Origin of the sequence: Aromatoleum tolulyticum (genome assembly GCF_900156155.1) — a bacterium.
Lineage (GTDB): Bacteria > Pseudomonadota > Gammaproteobacteria > Burkholderiales > Rhodocyclaceae > Aromatoleum > Aromatoleum tolulyticum.
The window spans coordinates 1-15697 of record NZ_FTMD01000023.1; the positions used below are offsets into that span (position 1 = coordinate 1).

The following is a 15697-nucleotide window of genomic DNA, read 5'->3' on the forward strand; positions in this document are numbered from 1 at the left end:
GAGCCCCCTGAAGGGTCGTTGAAGACCACAACGTTGATAGGTCGGGTGTGGAAGCGCAGTAATGCGTTAAGCTAACCGATACTAATTGCCCGTGAGGCTTGATCCTATAACCCTGGATCGACAGCGAACTCAACACGCCAAAATACAATCACACCCCCACACACTCTACTTCCCCCACTTTGTGACCCTTTACAGTCTGACGACCATAGCGTCCTGGAACCACTCCTTCCCATCCCGAACAGGACAGTGAAACAGGTCCGCGCCGATGATAGTGCTCTTCGTGAGTGCGAAAGTAGGTCATCGTCAGACTACCTACTCCCAAAAAAGCCGCTCTTCCTAAACAGGATCAGCGGCTTTTTTGCGTCTACGCTCCGGATTTCGTGTTAGGCCGGATTTGTTGTATGTTGCTGTCAATCGCCCGCAAGTCGGCGTGTGCGGCTCGAAACGAGTTGGCCGGCGAAATTGCGGCGTCATCTGCCCTTCCGGTTTCAAGGAGATAGACGATGCAAGCAGTCCGTTTGTGCAAGGTACAGGTGGTGGCCGCGCTTCTTGCCGGTCTTCTGGGGTGCGGCTTTGCAAATGCCGAGAAGCCTGATCATGCAGGAGGGGGCGGCAAGGGCGGGCAACACGAGCGGGCCGAGAAGGGGCACGGCGGAAAGGGCGGCGGGCAGCAAAAGGGCGAGCGGGACGATCGGGGGCCCGCGGACCGTGATGGCCGCGATAGCGCGGCGCGTTCGCGAGACAGTGGTTCACGCCATGTCGTGACACGTTTCGAGACGCGGGAGCGGACGGTGATCCGGGAGTATTTCGCGCGCGAAGGGGGGGCGGGCAGATGTCCTCCCGGCCTCGCCAAGAAAGGTAATGGCTGCATGCCCCCGGGCCAGGCGAAAAAATGGGCGGTTGGTCGGGCGTTGCCACGCGATGTCGTGTATTACGATCTTCCGCCTGCGCTCGTCGTTGAGATCGGGGTGCCGCCGCCGGGGCACAAGTTCGTGCGAGTTGCCGGGGACATCCTGATGATCGCCATCGGGACAAGCATGGTTGTAGATGCAATTGAGGATCTGGGCGGGTTGTGATCGCGCGCGATTCGGAATTGGCGGTAAATATGGCGCGGTCGGAACGCGGTGCGCGCTGGCTCAATTCCGTGGTACGACTTCGTGATGCCCTGAGGGGCGTGCTACTCGTCGTGGCTTTCCAGGGCCTGCGCGGGGGAGGTTCCCCGTGCAGGCTTAGTTTGCCTTAAGCGCTGCCGAGGTGGCGGCCACCGCCGCCGGGGCGGGCGATTCCGGCGGAATCATAGAGCTGCGGCTGCCGGGCGGCGTCGAGCAGAATCGACATCGCGGCCTGGTTATGCTGGAGGCGCTCGGAGATGAGTTTGCCGTTCAGTTCGTTGCGTGCCTGCGCGTCGCGTGCGAGCGCGTGAATTTCGTCCCAGCGCCTGAGACTGTCCGGCAACGGCTCGCACACCTCGCGGATCGCGGCATCGGTGTTCGGACGACGAAGCCTGCCGAGCAGCAGGGCGCGGTCGTTGTGGATGCGCTGCAGCTGATGGAAGCGTTCGGTCTTTTCGCGTGTCAGGACGAGCAGGCTGTCGGCATCGCCGGCGAGGAGCAGGGCTTCCTCGCGTTCGAGCAGCGCAAGGAAGCCGCGCAGCAGAACCGCCTCGCTGTCGATCAGCTGGACGAGGCGCTGAAGTTCGGGCTGCAGATTCACGGACACTATTTCTGCGCGTCGAGCATCTGGCGCACGCTCTCGATCAGGCCGTCGGCGATGCGGTTGGCGTCGACCTTGAAGCGACCTTCGCTGATCGCCTGACGGATTTCATCGACGCGGTTGCGGTCGATCTCGGGTGCGGCGGCCATCGCTGCTTCGGCCTTGTTGAGGCTGGACGAGAGCGAGGACAGCTCGACCTTTTCATTCGCGGCGCTGGCAATCGTCGTGCTGGCCGGGCGTTTTTCCCGGGCTTCTCCGGCCGGGGCGGACCCCGGCGGCTTCAGTGTTCCCTCGATTTTCATGGCGCTACTCCCATTAAGCGGTCTCTGCTCGTGTTGACGACCGCAGGAGCGAAAACTTTAGGTTTAATTTTTCGCATGGCCGCGGAATCAGAAATCGAGCTCGACGCTGCCGTCGGCGCGCGCCTTGCCCGAGATGACCTGGCCGCTGCCCAGGCGCACGCGCACGGGTTCTCCTGCTGCGGCGGCATTGAGTGCGCGCCCTTCATTGGTAACCGTGAAGCCGCTGCCGGATCCGACGACCTTGACGTTCTGGCCCTGCCGTACGGCCTGAGGCAGGCGGAGCATGTCGGTGCGCAGCGCATTGCCTGCGGCAATCGTGAAGCGGGCGCTGTGGCCGACGGCCTGGGTCATGTCGGTCAGCGTATTGGGTGCTTCGCCCGCGAGGTCGCCGCTGCGCCGTTCGAGATCCGTCGGTGCGATCACCTGGCCGGCACGGATCGGGCGCGCGGCAACCAGATAGTCGCCGACGACCGAGATCTGCGCGGGCACATAGATCGTCCAGCCGATGGGAGATTCGCAGCGGACGCCGACGTTGATCCGGCCCCAGGCCCTCGTCCCCGGGGGGAGGAAGGGAACGAGCTCGGCGCAGGCGGGGAGCTGGTTCTGCGGATCGACGCCTTCGACGGTGATGCCGACCTTGCCCGGCAGGCCCGAAGTCTGCTGACCGAGGAACGTCATCACGGCCTGCCGGACCGGCGGCAGGGGCTGCTGAGCACCGGCGCTTCCGCCGGCGAGCGCGAGGCTCAGGGGCAGCAGGGAGATGACGGCGCGACGGCGGGAAGGAGGGATGAGGCGGTTCGAAAGCATGGGGCGCATTCCACCATGCGGCCGGCCGATCGGCAACCGGCAAAGTTTTCCGCTGCGGCTTGCCGGGTGCTGAGGCGGCACTGCTGAAAGCGGCGGAATTGGCCGGTATTTGCCGGTCTTATCGCGGCTAGGGGCTTGCGGGGTGCGGACTAAGATCGCTGGCATGGAAGGTGCGATGAACCAGGTGCCAGCCGATGAAGAGCTTAACGGCCGTCGGCGACAGAACTTGAGGTGATGCCATGAAGACCCAACTCGACAGCGCGCTGCAGTTTCACCAGACGGCACTGAACCTGCAGGCGCAGCGGCAGCAGATGCTGGCGTCGAACATCGCCAACGCGGACACGCCGAACTACAAGGCGCGTGACATCGATTTCCGCAGCGCGCTGAAAGGGGCGCTGGGCGAACGCATGGGGCCGCTTGCGCTGGCAAGCACGTCTACGCGGCACCTCGACGTGGCCGGGGATATGCCGTTCGGCGCCTTCGTCGGGTATCGCCGCGAGTTCCAGTCCAGCGTGGACGGCAACACCGTGAATATGGACGCGGAGCGTGCCGCCTTCGCCGAGAACTCGGTGCACTACGAGGCGAGTGTGACCTTCATCAACGGCCTGCTGCGCAGCATGCAGACAGCGATCACCGGTCAGTGAGCGGAGGGCAGGCGTCCATGAGCATGTTCAACGTATTTGCGATCGCCGGATCCGCGCTGCATGCGCAATCCGCGCGGCTGAACGCCACGGCGTCGAATCTGGCGAATGCCGACAGCGTTGCGGGGCCCGACGGCCAGCCCTACCGTGCCAAGCAGGTGGTATTCACCGCCGCGCCGGTGGCGGGTCCGAACAGCGTCGGGGTCACGGTTTCGAACGTCGTCGAGAGCGCGGAGCCCGGGCGTCTGACCTATGACCCGAGCAGCCCGGCGGCGAACGCGGAAGGCTACGTCGAGATGTCGAACGTGAATGTGGTCGAGGAGATGACCAACATGATCTCGGCTTCGCGTGCGTACCAGAACAACGCGGAAGTGATGAACACGGCGCGCACGCTGCTGCAGCGCACGCTGCAGATCGGGCAGTAAGGTTTTCGGGAGCGGATCATGGCAACGGTCAATAACACGGTTTCGTCGGCGGCTGATTCGGCACTGGCCTTGCTCGGGCGGAAGGACAGCACTTCGGCGAAATCCGATGTGGATAGCCAGGGGCGCTTCCTGACGCTGCTGACGGCACAGTTGAAGAACCAGGATCCGATGAATCCGCTCGACAACGCGCAGGTGACTTCGCAGTTGGCGCAGATCAGCACGGTCGACGGCATCGAGCGGCTCAACACGATGCTGACGCAGCTGCTTGACGGGCAGCAGTCGTCCGAAGCCTTGCAGGCGGCGTCGCTGGTGGGACGCGGCGTGCTGATTCCGGGCAGCGGGCTGAAGCTCGGCGATGCCGGGTCGATCGGCGGCTTTGCGCTCGACGTCCCCGCCGATGCGGTCACGATGCACATCAAGGATGCGCAGGGGCTGGAGGTCGCGGCGGTCAACCTCGGGTCCTTCGACGCCGGAACGCACAACTTCCAGTGGGACGGCACGACGAGCGACGGCAGCCGTGCAGCCAACGGCAAATACACGGTGAGCATCGAGGCGGTGACCGGCGGCAAGCCGGTTGCGGCGGAAGTCCTCGAATTCGGGGCGGTGACGAGCGTGGTGCGCGGCACCAAGGGTACCGACCTCCAGGTCGGCGACATGGGCATCTTCAAGATGTCCGATGTCCGCCAGATTGTTTGAAGAATTGTTTGAGACCGAGTTTCCAGGGAGACGGCCATGGCTTTCCAGCAAGGTTTGAGCGGACTTAATTCGTCCTCGAAGGCCCTCGATGTCATCAGCAACAACGTCGCGAACGCGAATACGGTCGGCTTCAAGGCCGGGCGCGCGGAGTTCTCCGACGTGTTTGCGGCCGCGCTGAACGGTGCCGGGGGTGGAACACAGGTGGGCATCGGGGCAGCGATCGGTGCCGTGACGCAGTTGTTCTCGCAGGGGAACATTACGACGACTAACAATCCGCTCGACGTTGCGATCAACGGCAACGGATTCTTCCGCATGTCTGCGTCGGACGGGACGATTGCCTACACGCGAAACGGGCAGTTCGACGTGAACAAGGACGGCTTCATCGTCAATTCGCAGGGCTACCAGCTGACGGGTTACGCGGCGACGAATGGCGTGATCCTGACCGGAGGCGAGCCGCAGCGCCTGCAGCTCGATTTCTCCGATGTGCAGCCGAATCAGTCGTCGCAGATGATGCTGACGATGAATTTCGACTCGCGCGAGCCGATTTCGCCGTCCTTCGATCCGACCAACCCGGCGCCGCTCGACCGCACGAACCCGACCGCGGGCGGGTACAACTTCTCGACCTCGGCGACCGCCTACGACACGCTGGGCAATGCGCACACGCTGACCTTCTTCTTCCAGAAGACCGCGGCGGGTACGTGGGACGGGTTCTACCAGGTGGATGGCACGGGCGACGCGATCGCGATTCCGGCTCCGGGTTCGCCGTTGCAGTTCGACACTGCGGGCACGATGACGGCGGGTGGCCAGTTCGACCTCACTTTCCCCGAGTTCGCCGGGACCGGCGCTTCGGCAACCCAGACGATCAGTTTCAATCTGGCGGATTCGTCGCAGTTCGGTAGCGCCTTCGGCGTGAATACGTTGCGTCAGGATGGCTTCGCGTCCGGTCGCCTGACGGGCATCACGATCGGTGACGACGGCGTGATCCTGGGGCGCTATAGCAACGGCCAGAGCCGCGATCTTGGCCAGGTGGTGCTGGCGAACTTCCAGAGCCCCAACGGGCTGCTGTCCCTAGGCGGCAACCTGTGGGCCGAGTCGCCGGATTCGGGCCAGCCGATCGTCGGCGTGCCGGGCAGCGCCAACCTCGGCCTGCTCAATGCGGGCTCCATCGAGGAGGCGAACGTCGACCTGACGGCGGAGCTGGTGCAGTTGATCGTGCAGCAGCGCGCCTACCAGGCCAATGCGCAGTCCGTGCGCGCCCAGGACCAGATCCTGCAGACGTTGGTGAACCTGCGCTGATCGGCATAGTCGGCTGCGCGGGATAGGGAGAAGGGATCATGGATCGGCTGATCTACACGGCGATGACGGGGGCGAAGCACACGATGGGCCAGCAGGCCGCCGTGTCGCACAACCTGGCGAACGCCACCTCGACGGGTTTTCGCGCGGAGCTGCACAAGCTGCGCGCGGTGCCGGTGCAGGGCGAAGGGCTCGCGACGCGGGCCTTCGTCGTGGACGCGAGTGTGGCGTCGAACTTCGAGCCCGGACCCATGCAGCACACCGGGCGGCCGCTGGATGTGGCGGTGGAAGGCAAGGGCTGGATCGCGGTGCAGTTGCCGGACGGGCGCGAGGCCTACACGCGTGACGGCAGCCTGCAGTTGAGCGCGAACGGCGTCGTGCAGACGCGCAGCGGTCTGCCGGTGCTGGGCGATGGCGGCCCCGTGACGATCCCGCCGGACAACGAGTTCCTGGTGGGCAAGGACGGCACCATTTCCGCACTGCAGGCGGGCGGGGCCGAGAACGTCATCAACGTGATCGGCCGATTCAAGCTCGTGAATCCGCCCGAGGCGTCGCTGGTGCGCGGCGACGACGGTCTTTTCCGCCTGCAGGACGGCGCCGCTGCGCCTCAGGACGAGAACGTGCGCGTGGCGGGCGGCTATCTCGAGGGTAGCAACGTGAGCGTGGTCGACCAGATGGTGCAGATGATCTCGCTGGCACGCCAGTTCGAGATGCAGACCAAGATGCTGCAGACCGCCGAGGCGAATGACCGCGCCGGCGCGCAGGTGCTCGCGGCCCGCTGACGGGCGGCGGGCGAGCAGGAAATTAGCGGGGCTTTTCGGCGGGTGTTCCGGCGATCGAGTCGATCCGCCCCGCCGTAAACTGACCCCGAGACTGCAGGCAGACCGTCTGCCTGCGAAGGAAAGGGAGTCAGGATCATGATTCGCTCATTGTGGATTGCACGGACCGGCCTCGAGGCGCAGCAGACTCAGCTGGACGTGATCTCGAACAACCTCGCGAACGTTTCCACCAACGGGTTCAAGCGTGCGCGCGCGGTGTTCGAGGATCTGCTCTACCAGACGATCCGCCAGCCGGGTGCGCAGAACACGCAGCAGAACCAGATCGGCAGCGGCCTGCAGATCGGCACTGGCGTACGTACGGTGGCGACCGAGCGCATCCACACGCAGGGCAACCTGCAGCAGACGGGCAATCCGCTCGACATGGCGGTCCAGGGCAACGGCTATTTCCAGGTGACGCTGCCCGACGGCACGCCGGCCTACACGCGCGACGGCGCGTTCCAGCTCGATTCGCAAGGGCAGATCGTGACGGCCAGCGGCTACCCGCTCGAGCCGGCGATCATCATTCCGAACGATGCGCAGACCGTCACCATCGGCAAGGACGGCACCGTCAGCGTGCTGCAGGCCGGCCAGACGGCGCCGACTGTGGTCGGCAACATCCAGATCGCGACCTTCGTGAATCCGGGCGGTTTGTCGAGCGCGGGCGAAAACCTGTTCCGCGAGACCGCCTCGAGCGGCGTCGCGACGCCCAATGCGCCCGGGACCAACGGCGCCGGGGTGCTCAACCAGCAGTATGTCGAGACCTCGAACGTGAACGTCGCCGAGGAGCTGGTGAACATGATCACGACGCAGCGCGCCTACGAGCTCAATTCGCGGGCCGTGCAGACGTCCGATCAGATGCTGGGGCGGCTGACGCAGCTGTAAGGAGCCGATCATGATGCGTCAGGTGCTGGGGGCGATTGCGGTGCTGCTGCTGTCGGGTTGCGCGTCGATCTATTCGACTCCGCCCACGGTGGTGCATCAGCCGATGACGGTGCGGCCGGAGGCGCGTGCGCAGATGGTGCCCGCGAACGGCTCGATCTACCAGGCCGCGCAACTGCGGCCGCTGTTCGAGGACCGCCGCGCGCGCCTCATCGGCGACACGCTGACGATCAATCTCGTCGAACGCAACACGGCGCAGAAGCGCGCCAACAGCAGCGCGTCGCGTGCCTCGGACGTCACCGGCGGCATCACGGCAGCGTCGAAGGTGCCGCTGTCGGGCCTCGCGGGCATGAATCTGCAGGCCGGCGTCGAGTCGGACTTCGAGGGGGCGGGCGCTTCGGCGGCGAACAACGTGTTCAACGGCACGATCACCGTGACGGTGATCGAGGTGTATCCGAACGGCAACCTGCTCGTGTCGGGCGAGAAGCAGATGGCGATCAATCAGGGCAACGAGTTCATCCGCTTTTCCGGCGTGATCAATCCGAACACGGTGACGGCTGCGAACACGGTGCAGTCGACGCAGGTCGCGGATGCGCGGATCGAATACAAGGGTAGCGGTTACATCGACGAATCGAACACGATGGGCTGGCTGCAGCGCTTCTTCGTGGCGGTGTCGCCGTTCTGAGCGCTTCGATGCGTCGCGGGAGTGGATGATGTTGGGCAAGGGCAGGGGAATTCGCGCGTTCGCGTGCGTGTTGGCGATGCTGGTTGCGGGAACGGCGTTCGCCGCGGAACGGCTGAAGGATCTGGCGACGATCGCCGGCGTGCGCGAGAACCAGCTCGTCGGCTACGGCCTCGTGATCGGTCTCGACGGCAGCGGCGACCAGACGACGCAGACGCCCTTCACGGTGCAGAGCATCATCAACATGCTCGGCAACATGGGGGTGACGCTGCCGCCGGGCACGAACCTGCAGCTCAAGAACGTCGCCGCAGTCATGGCCACCGCGAGCCTGCCGCCGTTTGCGCGGCCCGGGCAGCAGATCGACGTCACTGTGTCGTCGATCGGCAATGCGAAGAGCCTGCGTGGCGGCACGCTGGTGATGACGCCGCTGAAGGGCGCCGACGGCCAGGTGTATGGCGTCGCGCAGGGCAATCTGCTGGTGGGTGGGGCAGGGGCTGCGGGCGGAGGCGCGTCGCAGACGATCAACCACCTGTCGGCCGGGCGGATTCCCGGCGGCGCGACGGTCGAGCGTGCCGTGCCGACTGCGCTCGCACAGGGCGAGTTCGTAACCTTCGAGCTCAAGGACACCGATTTCGGCACCGCCCGCCGCGTCGTCGATGCGATCAACCTGGCGACCTCCACCGGCACCGCGCAGGCGCTCGACGGACGCAGCATCCAGGTGCGCGCGCCGCTCGATCCCTCCGACCGCGTGGCCTTCCTCGGCAAGCTCGAGAATCTCGAAGTCACGCCGGTGCTGCAGGCGGCGAAGGTGATCGTGAATTCGCGCACCGGCTCGGTCGTGATGAATCAGGCCGTGACGCTGCAGAACGTCGCGGTCGCGCACGGCAATCTGACCGTCACGGTGGGGGTCGATACCGCGGTGAGCCAGCCGGCGCCGTTGTCCGGCGGGCGGACGGTGACGACGCAGAGCGGATCGGTCGATATCAAGCAGGGCCAGGGCACGCTGCATAACGTGCGCAGCGGCGCGAACCTCGCCGAGGTCGTGAAGGCGCTGAACACGCTCGGCGCCACACCGATGGATCTCGTGAGCATCCTGCAGGCGATGAAGGCTGCCGGGTCCTTGCGCGCGGAGCTGGAGGTGATCTGACATGGTTGCCGCCACCCAGATCAACGCGATGGATCCGCGGGCGCTCGCGGACATGAAGCGGCTGGCGCGCGACGGCAACTCGCCCGAGGGGCTGCGCGCGGCGGCCAAGCAGTTCGAGGCGCTGTTCATGCAGATGGTGCTGAAGTCGATGCGCGATGCGACGCCGTCGACAGGGATGTTCGACAGCGACCAGACGCGGCTCTTCCAAGCGCTGCAGGACCAGCAGATGGCGATGAACATGGCGCAGGGGCGCGGTGTCGGCCTCGCCGACGCGATCGTCCGCCAGCTTGGCGGCGAAGCCCCGGCACAGGCTGCAGCGGGTGAGGGCAGCTTCGATGTGTCGCGCATTCCGCGGCGGGCGGCAATCGTTGCCGGCGGCGAGTTGCCGGCGGCAAACCCCGCCGTCGATGCCGACGAACTGGCGGAGTTTGCCGCCCGGCTCGGTGCGGTAATCGGCAAGCCGCGCAGCGAGACCGACGGGCTTCGGGGGGCGGGTGATGCAGGGGAAGCAGCGGAGGTGCAATCGTCGCCGCGCCCGGTTCCCGAAGGCGCACGCGAGTTCGTCAATCGCGTGTGGGCGCATGCCGGCGAAGCCAGCCGCAGCACGGGTATCCCGGCGCATTTCATGGTCGGGCAGGCGGCGCTGGAGACCGGCTGGGGGCGCGGCGAGCTGCGCCGCGCGGACGGTTCGCCGAGTTACAACCTCTTCAATATCAAGGCCGGGCCGAACTGGAAGGGCGCGGTGGTCGAGGTGCCGGTGACCGAGTACGCGAACGGCCGTCCGTACACGGAAACCGCGCGTTTCCGCGCCTACGGTTCGTATGCCGAGGCGTTCCGCGATTACGCGAGCCTGCTGCGCGGCAATCCGCGCTATGCGGAAGTGCTGGGTCAGACCGACGCCGCGGGTTTCGCGCGCAGCCTGCAGCAGGCGGGCTACGCGAGCGATCCCATGTACGCCGACAAGCTCACGCGCATCATCGGCGGCGCCACGCTGCGCACGGCCCTGGCGGGCTGAGTTCGTTGCTGGCAAAAGTTTTGCTTAGTAATGCCGTAAGAGCAGCGGTAACGAGGGAAACATCATGGCTGGACTACTGAGCATCGGTCTGACGGGCATCAACAGTTCGCAAGCGAACCTGTTGACGACCAGCCATAACATCACGAACGCCAACACGCCGGGATTCAACCGCCAGACGACGATCCTGACCACGGCGGATCCGTTCTTCTCCGGGGCCGGCTTCTTCGGCCAGGGCGTCGAGGTCGATGGCGTGCGGCGCCAGTACGACCAGTTCCTCAGCCAGCAGGTGCTCAATGCATCCGCGCGCAAGGAGGAATTTGCCGCCTACAACACGCAGATCTCGCAGATCGACAACTTGCTCGCCGACACGAGCTCGGGCCTCTCGCCCGCGCTGGCCGACTTTTTCGCCGGTGTGCAGGACGTGGCGACGAATCCGTCGAGCCTCCCGGCACGCCAGGCGCTCATCTCCAGCGCGGAGTCGCTCGCATCGCGCTTCAATGCCCTCGATACGCGGCTGAGCGAGATCCGCGACATCAACGAGGGACAGATCGTCAGCACGGTCGATTCGATCAACGCCTATGCGCGCCAGATCTCGGACATCAACGAGCGCATCGCGCTGGCGCAGGTGGGCGGGACCTCGATCCCCGCGAACGATCTGCTGGACCAGCGCGATAACCTCGTCGCAGAGCTCAACAAGCTGGTGAAGGTGAGCACGACGACCGAATCGGACGGCTCGCTCAGCGTGTTCATCGGCAGCGGTCAGCCGCTGGTGGTTGGCACTGCGGTATCGCAGCTTGTCGTCGAAGCGGATTCGTCGGTGCCGTCCGATCCCTTCCGCGGCGAGATCCGCCTTGCGACGCTCGGCGGTGGCTCGGTGCTGATGCCCGATTCGGTGCTTACCGGGGGCCAGCTCGGCGGGATGCTGAGATTCCGCAACGAGACGCTCAACGCAGCGCGCGAACAACTGGGCGATCTCGCGATCGCGGTGGCATCCGAGTTCAACACGATCCATGCCGCGGGATACGACCTCGACGGGACGACCACCGGCATCGCCTTCTTCAAGGATCTGAGCAGTTTCGCCGCCACCGACCTCGGGCGCCGGGAGGCAGCCGGGGCTTTTGCCGTCGTGCTCACCGATCCGCGCAAGGTCGCGGCTTCGGGGGCGCCGACGGGCACCGTGGGGGCGGGCGGGAGCAACAACGAGAATGCGCTGAGACTCGCCGCGCTGCAGACGGAAAAGGTCATGAACGGCGACACGGCGACTTTCCAGTCGGCTTACGCGCAATTGGTCAGCTTCGTCGGCAACAAGACCCGCGAGGTGCAGATCGGCGAGCGCAGCCAGGAATCGCAGCTGCAGCAGGCGATCGACGCGCAGCAGGCCCTTTCGGGGGTGAATCTCGACGAAGAGGCGGCCAACCTTATCCGCTTCCAGCAGTCCTACCAGGCAGCGGCGCGGGTCATGTCCGTGGCGGGGACGCTGTTCGACGAAATCCTGTCGATTTCGCGTTGAGCGGGGTGACATCATGAGAATCTCGACCGGAATGATCTTCGACGCGGGCCGCAACTCGATGATGCGGCAGAGCGCGGATCTCCTGCATACACAGCAGCAGCTATCCTCGGGACGTCGCATCCTGAGCCCGTCGGACGACCCGATCGGCGCATCGCGCGCGCTCGAAGTGACGCAATCGAAGAGCGTCAACACGCAGTTCCAGACCAACCAGGGCTATGCGAAGGATGCACTGGCATCGCTCGAGAGCAATCTCGGCAGCATCACGGACATCCTGACCTACGTTCGCACGCGCGCGGTGGAGGCGGGCAACCCGGCATTCAGCTCCAGCGAGCACGCGGCGATCGCGACCGACCTCGAGGCGCAGTTCAATTCGCTGCTCGGCATCGCCAACAGCAAGGATGCGACCGGGGATTTCCAGTTCTCCGGCTATCAGTCGGCGCAGCCGGCCTTTTCCGGTGGTGCGACGGTACCGGCGGCCGGACCCGGCCCGGTGATCTACGACGGCGATGGCGGCGAGCGCAGCATGCAGGTCGGTTCCACTCGCGTCATGCCGGTGGCCGAGCCCGGCAGCAAGGTGTTCATGGCCGATTCCGTGACCGGCGAGTCGCAGGTGTTCGGCGCAATTTCACAGTTCATCACCGAGCTGCGCAAGGATCCGGCCGATCCGACGCGCGATATCGCTGCCGCGGTTTCCCAGGCGATCGGCGACATGGATGCGGCGCTCGAGAACGTCAGTACAATACGGGCCTCGGTCGGTTCGCGCATGGTGGAACTCGACGCGCTGGGCGAACTGGCTGCAGCCCAGGGCCAGCAGTATGCCGAGACGTTGTCGCGGTTGCAGGACCTCGACTACAACGAGGCGATCACGCGCTTCTCCCAGCAGCAGACGATTCTCGAGGCCGCACAGCAGTCCTACGTGCGCGTGACGGGGCTGTCGCTCTTCAATCTGCTCGGCTGAGGTCCCGAACGTGTTCCGCGTGCCTGCCCGCCTCGCCCTGTGCCTGATCGTGCCAGCCTTCGCAGGTTGCGCGCTGCTGCAGGATCACGGTACGAAGGTGGCCGCGGGGGTGGGGGCCGCGATCACGGCTTCGGAACTGGACCTGTTCGAGCCCGAGTTCATCGGCGGGGCGTTGATCGCCTATGCGATCTACGATCCGCTGGCGCCGACCTGGGATATCTCGGTGACCCGGCTCGACGAGGAGCGCGTGCGCTTCGATCTGCGCATGAAGAGGCTGGTCACGGGCGGCGAGGGCGAGGCGCGCCAGGTCTTCATCCGCAATGCGCGGGAAATCGCTGAATCCAAAGGTCTTGCCGGCTTCGACGTGATGCGTTTCGAGGAAGGTATCGACTCCACCCGTCCATTCGCGCGCCGCATCGCGAGCGGCGAAGTGCGCTACCTGCGTTCGCGCACCTTCCCCGGCATCTGAACCCGCCTAGACGAAGGCACGCAGCAGCCGGTCTATGCCGTCGAAGCCGGATTCGAAGATGCGCTGCAGCACCGGCGCAAAGCTTCCCATGCTCAGCAGCAGCACCACGAACCCCACCGAAAGCGTCACCGGAAAGCCCACGGCGAAGAGGTTGAGCTGCGGTGCCGCGCGCGTGAGCACGCCGAGTGCGGTGTTGGTGATGAGCAGCGCCGCGACCATGGGCAGGGCCAGCAGCAGGCCCGACGCGAACATCACGGCGGCGTAGGACGCGACCAGCAGCCACCCTTCGCCCTTGGGTAGCTTGCCGACGGGGAGCCATTCGAAGCTCGCGACGACGACGTTCACGAGCATCAGGTGGCCGTTCATCGCAACGAACACGAGCAGCGTGAGCAGGCCGAGGAACTCGGCGATCACCGACGTCTGGCCGCCGGTCTGCGGACTGAAGAACACCGCGAAGGACAGGCCCATCTGCAGGCCGATCATCTCGCCCGCGACGTCCACCGCGGCGAACATCAGCCGCATCATGAAGCCCATGGCGATGCCGATGAAGGCCTGCTGGGCGAGCAGGGCCAGCGCCAGCATGGAATCGGCTGGCACCTCGGGCATGGGCGGCAGGGCGGGGAGCACGGCCATCGCCATCGCCAGGCCGACGGCCAGGCGGATGCGCACGGGCACCATGCGGTTGCTGAACAGCGGGGCGGCGCTCACCAGCCCGAGCAGGCGCGCGAGCGGGAACATCAGGGCCGCGAGCCAGGCGTCGAGCTGGGCCGAAGTGACGCTCAGCATCGCCGGCGCTATCCGATCATTGTCGGTATCGACTCGAGCAGGCGCCGCGTGAAGTCGGTGATCAGGGCGATCATCCAGTGGCCGGCGACGACCATCGTGACGAACACCGCGATGAGCTTGGGCACGAAGGTCAGCGTCATCTCGTTGATCTGCGTCGCGGCCTGGAAGACGCTGACGATCAGGCCGGTGATCAGCGCGGCGAGGAACATCGGTGCGGCCAGCATCAGGGTCATTTCGACGGCCTGGCGGCCGATATCGACGACGGTACCCGGGGTCATGGCGAAATCTCCTGTCTTATACCGCGAAGCTGCCGACCAGCGACCCGATGAGCAGGGTCCAGCCATCGACCAGCACGAACAGCATGATCTTGAACGGCAGCGAAACGATCACCGGCGACATCATCATCATGCCCATGGACATCAGCACCGACGCGACCACCATGTCGATGATGAGGAAGGGGATGAACACGAGGAAGCCGATCTGGAAGGCGGTCTTCAGCTCCGACGTGACGAAGGCCGGCACGACGACGCGCATCGGCAGGTCCTCGGCCTTTTCGACCGGCGCCGTCTTCGACAGCTTGGCGAACAGCGCGATATCCGGTTCGCGCACCTGCTTGAGCATGAAGGCCTTCACGGGCACCGTGGCGCGCTCGAGGGCCTGGTCGAACTGGATCTCGTTGCGCGACATCGGCAGGTAGGCGTCGTTGTACACCTTGTCGGCGATCGGCGACATGATGAAAAAGGTGAGGAACAGCGCCAGGCCGAGCAGCACCTGGTTGGGCGGCGAAGTCTGCGTGCCCATCGCCGTGCGCAGCAGCGCGAAGACGATGATGATGCGCGTGAAGCTCGTCATCATCAGCACCACCGAGGGCAGGAAGCTCAACGAGGTGAGCAGCAGCAGGGTCTGCACGCTCAGGCTGTAGGTCGTGCCGCCGCCCGGCGCCGGTGCGCCGGTGACGGCCGGCAGACCCTGGGCGCCGGCCGCGATCGGCAGAAGCAGCAGGGCGAACGGAGCGAGTGCGCGGATCAGCGCGGAGCGGGCGTCATTTCGCATCGTTGCGACGCTCCATCGAACGCTTCAGCCAGCCCTGGAAGTCCCCGAACGGCCCGGAGATCGGCGGCGCACCCGGCGATGTGTTCTGCAGCGTGTCCGCGGGCAGCGTGTGCAGCGTGCGGACGTTGGTCGGCGTGACCCCCAGCACCAGCACCTGTCCGCCGACTTCGACGAGCACCACGCGCTCGCGCGGGCCGACGGGCACGGCGCCGAGCACGCGGAGTCCGGCGGCGGCCCCGTGCGGCGCCGAGAGCTTCTTGATCAGCCACAGGCAGCCCAGCAGCAGGCCGAGGACCACCGTGAGGCCCAGCAGCATCTGGCCGAGGCCGTCGGTGATGCCGGGGGCTGCCGGGACTGCCGCGTCCGCGGCGAAGAGCGGCGTGGCCGCGGCGGCCAGGAAGGGCGGCGCGAGGCGGACGGGCGCGGGAAGTTTCGGAAATTGCGTCACGGTGGATCTGCGCATCTTGGGATGGGAGAAGCTTACCCGTGCGCAGGTCTTGCCG

At 65.7% G+C, this 15697-nt stretch carries 20 protein-coding genes and 2 rRNA genes; 15 read left to right on the forward strand and 7 right to left on the reverse strand.

Annotated elements, in window-relative coordinates; all coding sequences use genetic code 11:
- From BW991_RS22170 to BW991_RS24285, 3 genes are all read left to right on the forward strand, one after another.
- Positions 1 to 106 (forward strand): 23S ribosomal RNA (locus BW991_RS22170); the annotation flags it as partial.
- Between the two features lie 89 nt (positions 107 to 195).
- Positions 196 to 309: ribosomal RNA gene (gene rrf, locus BW991_RS22175) — 5S ribosomal RNA — on the forward strand.
- Positions 310 to 503: 194 nt separating this feature from the next.
- Positions 504 to 1076, forward strand: coding sequence for a hypothetical protein (locus BW991_RS24285; protein WP_076604293.1), 573 nt, complete (start codon positions 504 to 506; stop codon positions 1074 to 1076).
- A gap of 163 nt (positions 1077 to 1239) precedes the next feature.
- Here the strand turns inward: BW991_RS24285 and BW991_RS22185 are convergent, their stop codons facing one another.
- The 3 genes from BW991_RS22185 to flgA all read right to left on the reverse strand — a co-directional run bounded on the left by BW991_RS22185 (position 1240) and on the right by flgA (position 2822).
- A complete protein-coding gene (locus BW991_RS22185) occupies positions 1240 to 1713 on the reverse strand; it encodes a flagella synthesis protein FlgN (RefSeq protein ID WP_076604354.1) in 474 nt (157 codons plus the stop codon).
- A 5-nt stretch (positions 1714 to 1718) separates the two neighbouring features.
- Positions 1719 to 2015 carry a flagellar biosynthesis anti-sigma factor FlgM gene (gene flgM, locus BW991_RS22190; protein ID WP_076604294.1) on the reverse strand — a complete coding sequence of 99 codons (297 nt, stop codon included), beginning with the start codon at positions 2013 to 2015 and terminating at the stop codon, positions 1719 to 1721.
- A gap of 87 nt (positions 2016 to 2102) precedes the next feature.
- Positions 2103 to 2822, reverse strand: coding sequence for a flagellar basal body P-ring formation chaperone FlgA (flgA, locus tag BW991_RS22195; protein ID WP_076604295.1), 720 nt, complete (start codon positions 2820 to 2822; stop codon positions 2103 to 2105).
- Positions 2823 to 3061: 239 nt separating this feature from the next.
- Here flgA and flgB point away from each other — a divergent pair, with 239 nt between their 5' ends.
- The 12 genes from flgB (at position 3062) to BW991_RS22255 (ending at position 13355) form a co-directional block, all read left to right on the forward strand.
- Positions 3062 to 3466 carry a flagellar basal body rod protein FlgB gene (gene flgB, locus BW991_RS22200; protein ID WP_076604296.1) on the forward strand — a complete coding sequence of 135 codons (405 nt, stop codon included), beginning with the start codon at positions 3062 to 3064 and terminating at the stop codon, positions 3464 to 3466.
- 17 nt (positions 3467 to 3483) lie between these two features.
- Positions 3484 to 3888, forward strand: coding sequence for a flagellar basal body rod protein FlgC (gene flgC, locus BW991_RS22205; protein WP_076604297.1), 405 nt, complete (start codon positions 3484 to 3486; stop codon positions 3886 to 3888).
- A gap of 18 nt (positions 3889 to 3906) precedes the next feature.
- On the forward strand, positions 3907 to 4584 hold the full coding sequence (locus BW991_RS22210; protein ID WP_076604298.1) for a flagellar hook assembly protein FlgD: 678 nt from the start codon (positions 3907 to 3909) through the stop codon (positions 4582 to 4584).
- A 36-nt stretch (positions 4585 to 4620) separates the two neighbouring features.
- A complete protein-coding gene (flgE, locus tag BW991_RS22215; protein ID WP_076604299.1) occupies positions 4621 to 5880 on the forward strand; it encodes a flagellar hook protein FlgE in 1260 nt (419 codons plus the stop codon).
- A 38-nt stretch (positions 5881 to 5918) separates the two neighbouring features.
- Positions 5919 to 6659 carry a flagellar basal-body rod protein FlgF gene (flgF, locus tag BW991_RS22220; protein ID WP_076604300.1) on the forward strand — a complete coding sequence of 247 codons (741 nt, stop codon included), beginning with the start codon at positions 5919 to 5921 and terminating at the stop codon, positions 6657 to 6659.
- Positions 6660 to 6794: 135 nt separating this feature from the next.
- Complete coding sequence (flgG, locus tag BW991_RS22225) at positions 6795 to 7577, forward strand: flagellar basal-body rod protein FlgG (RefSeq protein WP_076604301.1); 783 nt, start codon at positions 6795 to 6797, stop codon at positions 7575 to 7577.
- Between the two features lie 10 nt (positions 7578 to 7587).
- Positions 7588 to 8259, forward strand: a complete 672-nt coding sequence (locus tag BW991_RS22230) for a flagellar basal body L-ring protein FlgH (RefSeq protein ID WP_088179655.1) — start codon at positions 7588 to 7590, stop codon at positions 8257 to 8259.
- Between the two features lie 76 nt (positions 8260 to 8335).
- Positions 8336 to 9403 (forward strand): flagellar basal body P-ring protein FlgI, encoded by a 1068-nt coding sequence (locus BW991_RS22235; RefSeq protein ID WP_088179656.1) that lies wholly within the window; start codon positions 8336 to 8338, stop codon positions 9401 to 9403.
- A gap of 1 nt (position 9404) precedes the next feature.
- Entirely contained in the window at positions 9405 to 10418 is a 1014-nt protein-coding gene (gene flgJ / locus BW991_RS22240) for a flagellar assembly peptidoglycan hydrolase FlgJ (RefSeq protein ID WP_076604303.1), read from the forward strand.
- 64 nt (positions 10419 to 10482) lie between these two features.
- Positions 10483 to 11928 (forward strand): flagellar hook-associated protein FlgK, encoded by a 1446-nt coding sequence (gene flgK / locus BW991_RS22245; protein ID WP_076604304.1) that lies wholly within the window; start codon positions 10483 to 10485, stop codon positions 11926 to 11928.
- A 13-nt stretch (positions 11929 to 11941) separates the two neighbouring features.
- Positions 11942 to 12886, forward strand: coding sequence for a flagellar hook-associated protein FlgL (gene flgL, locus BW991_RS22250; protein ID WP_076604305.1), 945 nt, complete (start codon positions 11942 to 11944; stop codon positions 12884 to 12886).
- Between the two features lie 19 nt (positions 12887 to 12905).
- Positions 12906 to 13355, forward strand: coding sequence for a hypothetical protein (locus BW991_RS22255; protein WP_076604356.1), 450 nt, complete (start codon positions 12906 to 12908; stop codon positions 13353 to 13355).
- A gap of 6 nt (positions 13356 to 13361) precedes the next feature.
- Here BW991_RS22255 and fliR read toward each other — a convergent pair whose 3' ends face one another.
- Genes fliR through fliO form a run of 4 tightly spaced genes read right to left on the reverse strand, consistent with a single transcriptional unit; the run spans position 13362 to position 15642 of the window.
- The gene (gene fliR, locus BW991_RS22260) at positions 13362 to 14141 is read right to left on the reverse strand and encodes a flagellar biosynthetic protein FliR (RefSeq protein WP_076604306.1); all 780 of its coding nucleotides are present in this window, start codon (positions 14139 to 14141) and stop codon (positions 13362 to 13364) included.
- An 8-nt stretch (positions 14142 to 14149) separates the two neighbouring features.
- Entirely contained in the window at positions 14150 to 14419 is a 270-nt protein-coding gene (gene fliQ, locus BW991_RS22265) for a flagellar biosynthesis protein FliQ (RefSeq protein ID WP_076604307.1), read from the reverse strand.
- Positions 14420 to 14435: 16 nt separating this feature from the next.
- Positions 14436 to 15194, reverse strand: coding sequence for a flagellar type III secretion system pore protein FliP (gene fliP, locus BW991_RS22270; protein WP_076604308.1), 759 nt, complete (start codon positions 15192 to 15194; stop codon positions 14436 to 14438).
- Positions 15184 to 15642: a flagellar biosynthetic protein FliO gene (gene fliO / locus BW991_RS22275; protein ID WP_244551787.1), complete on the reverse strand. Its 459-nt coding sequence runs from the start codon at positions 15640 to 15642 to the stop codon at positions 15184 to 15186. Before fliO ends, fliP begins: the two co-directional genes overlap by 11 nt.
- Positions 15643 to 15697 lie beyond the last annotated feature (55 nt).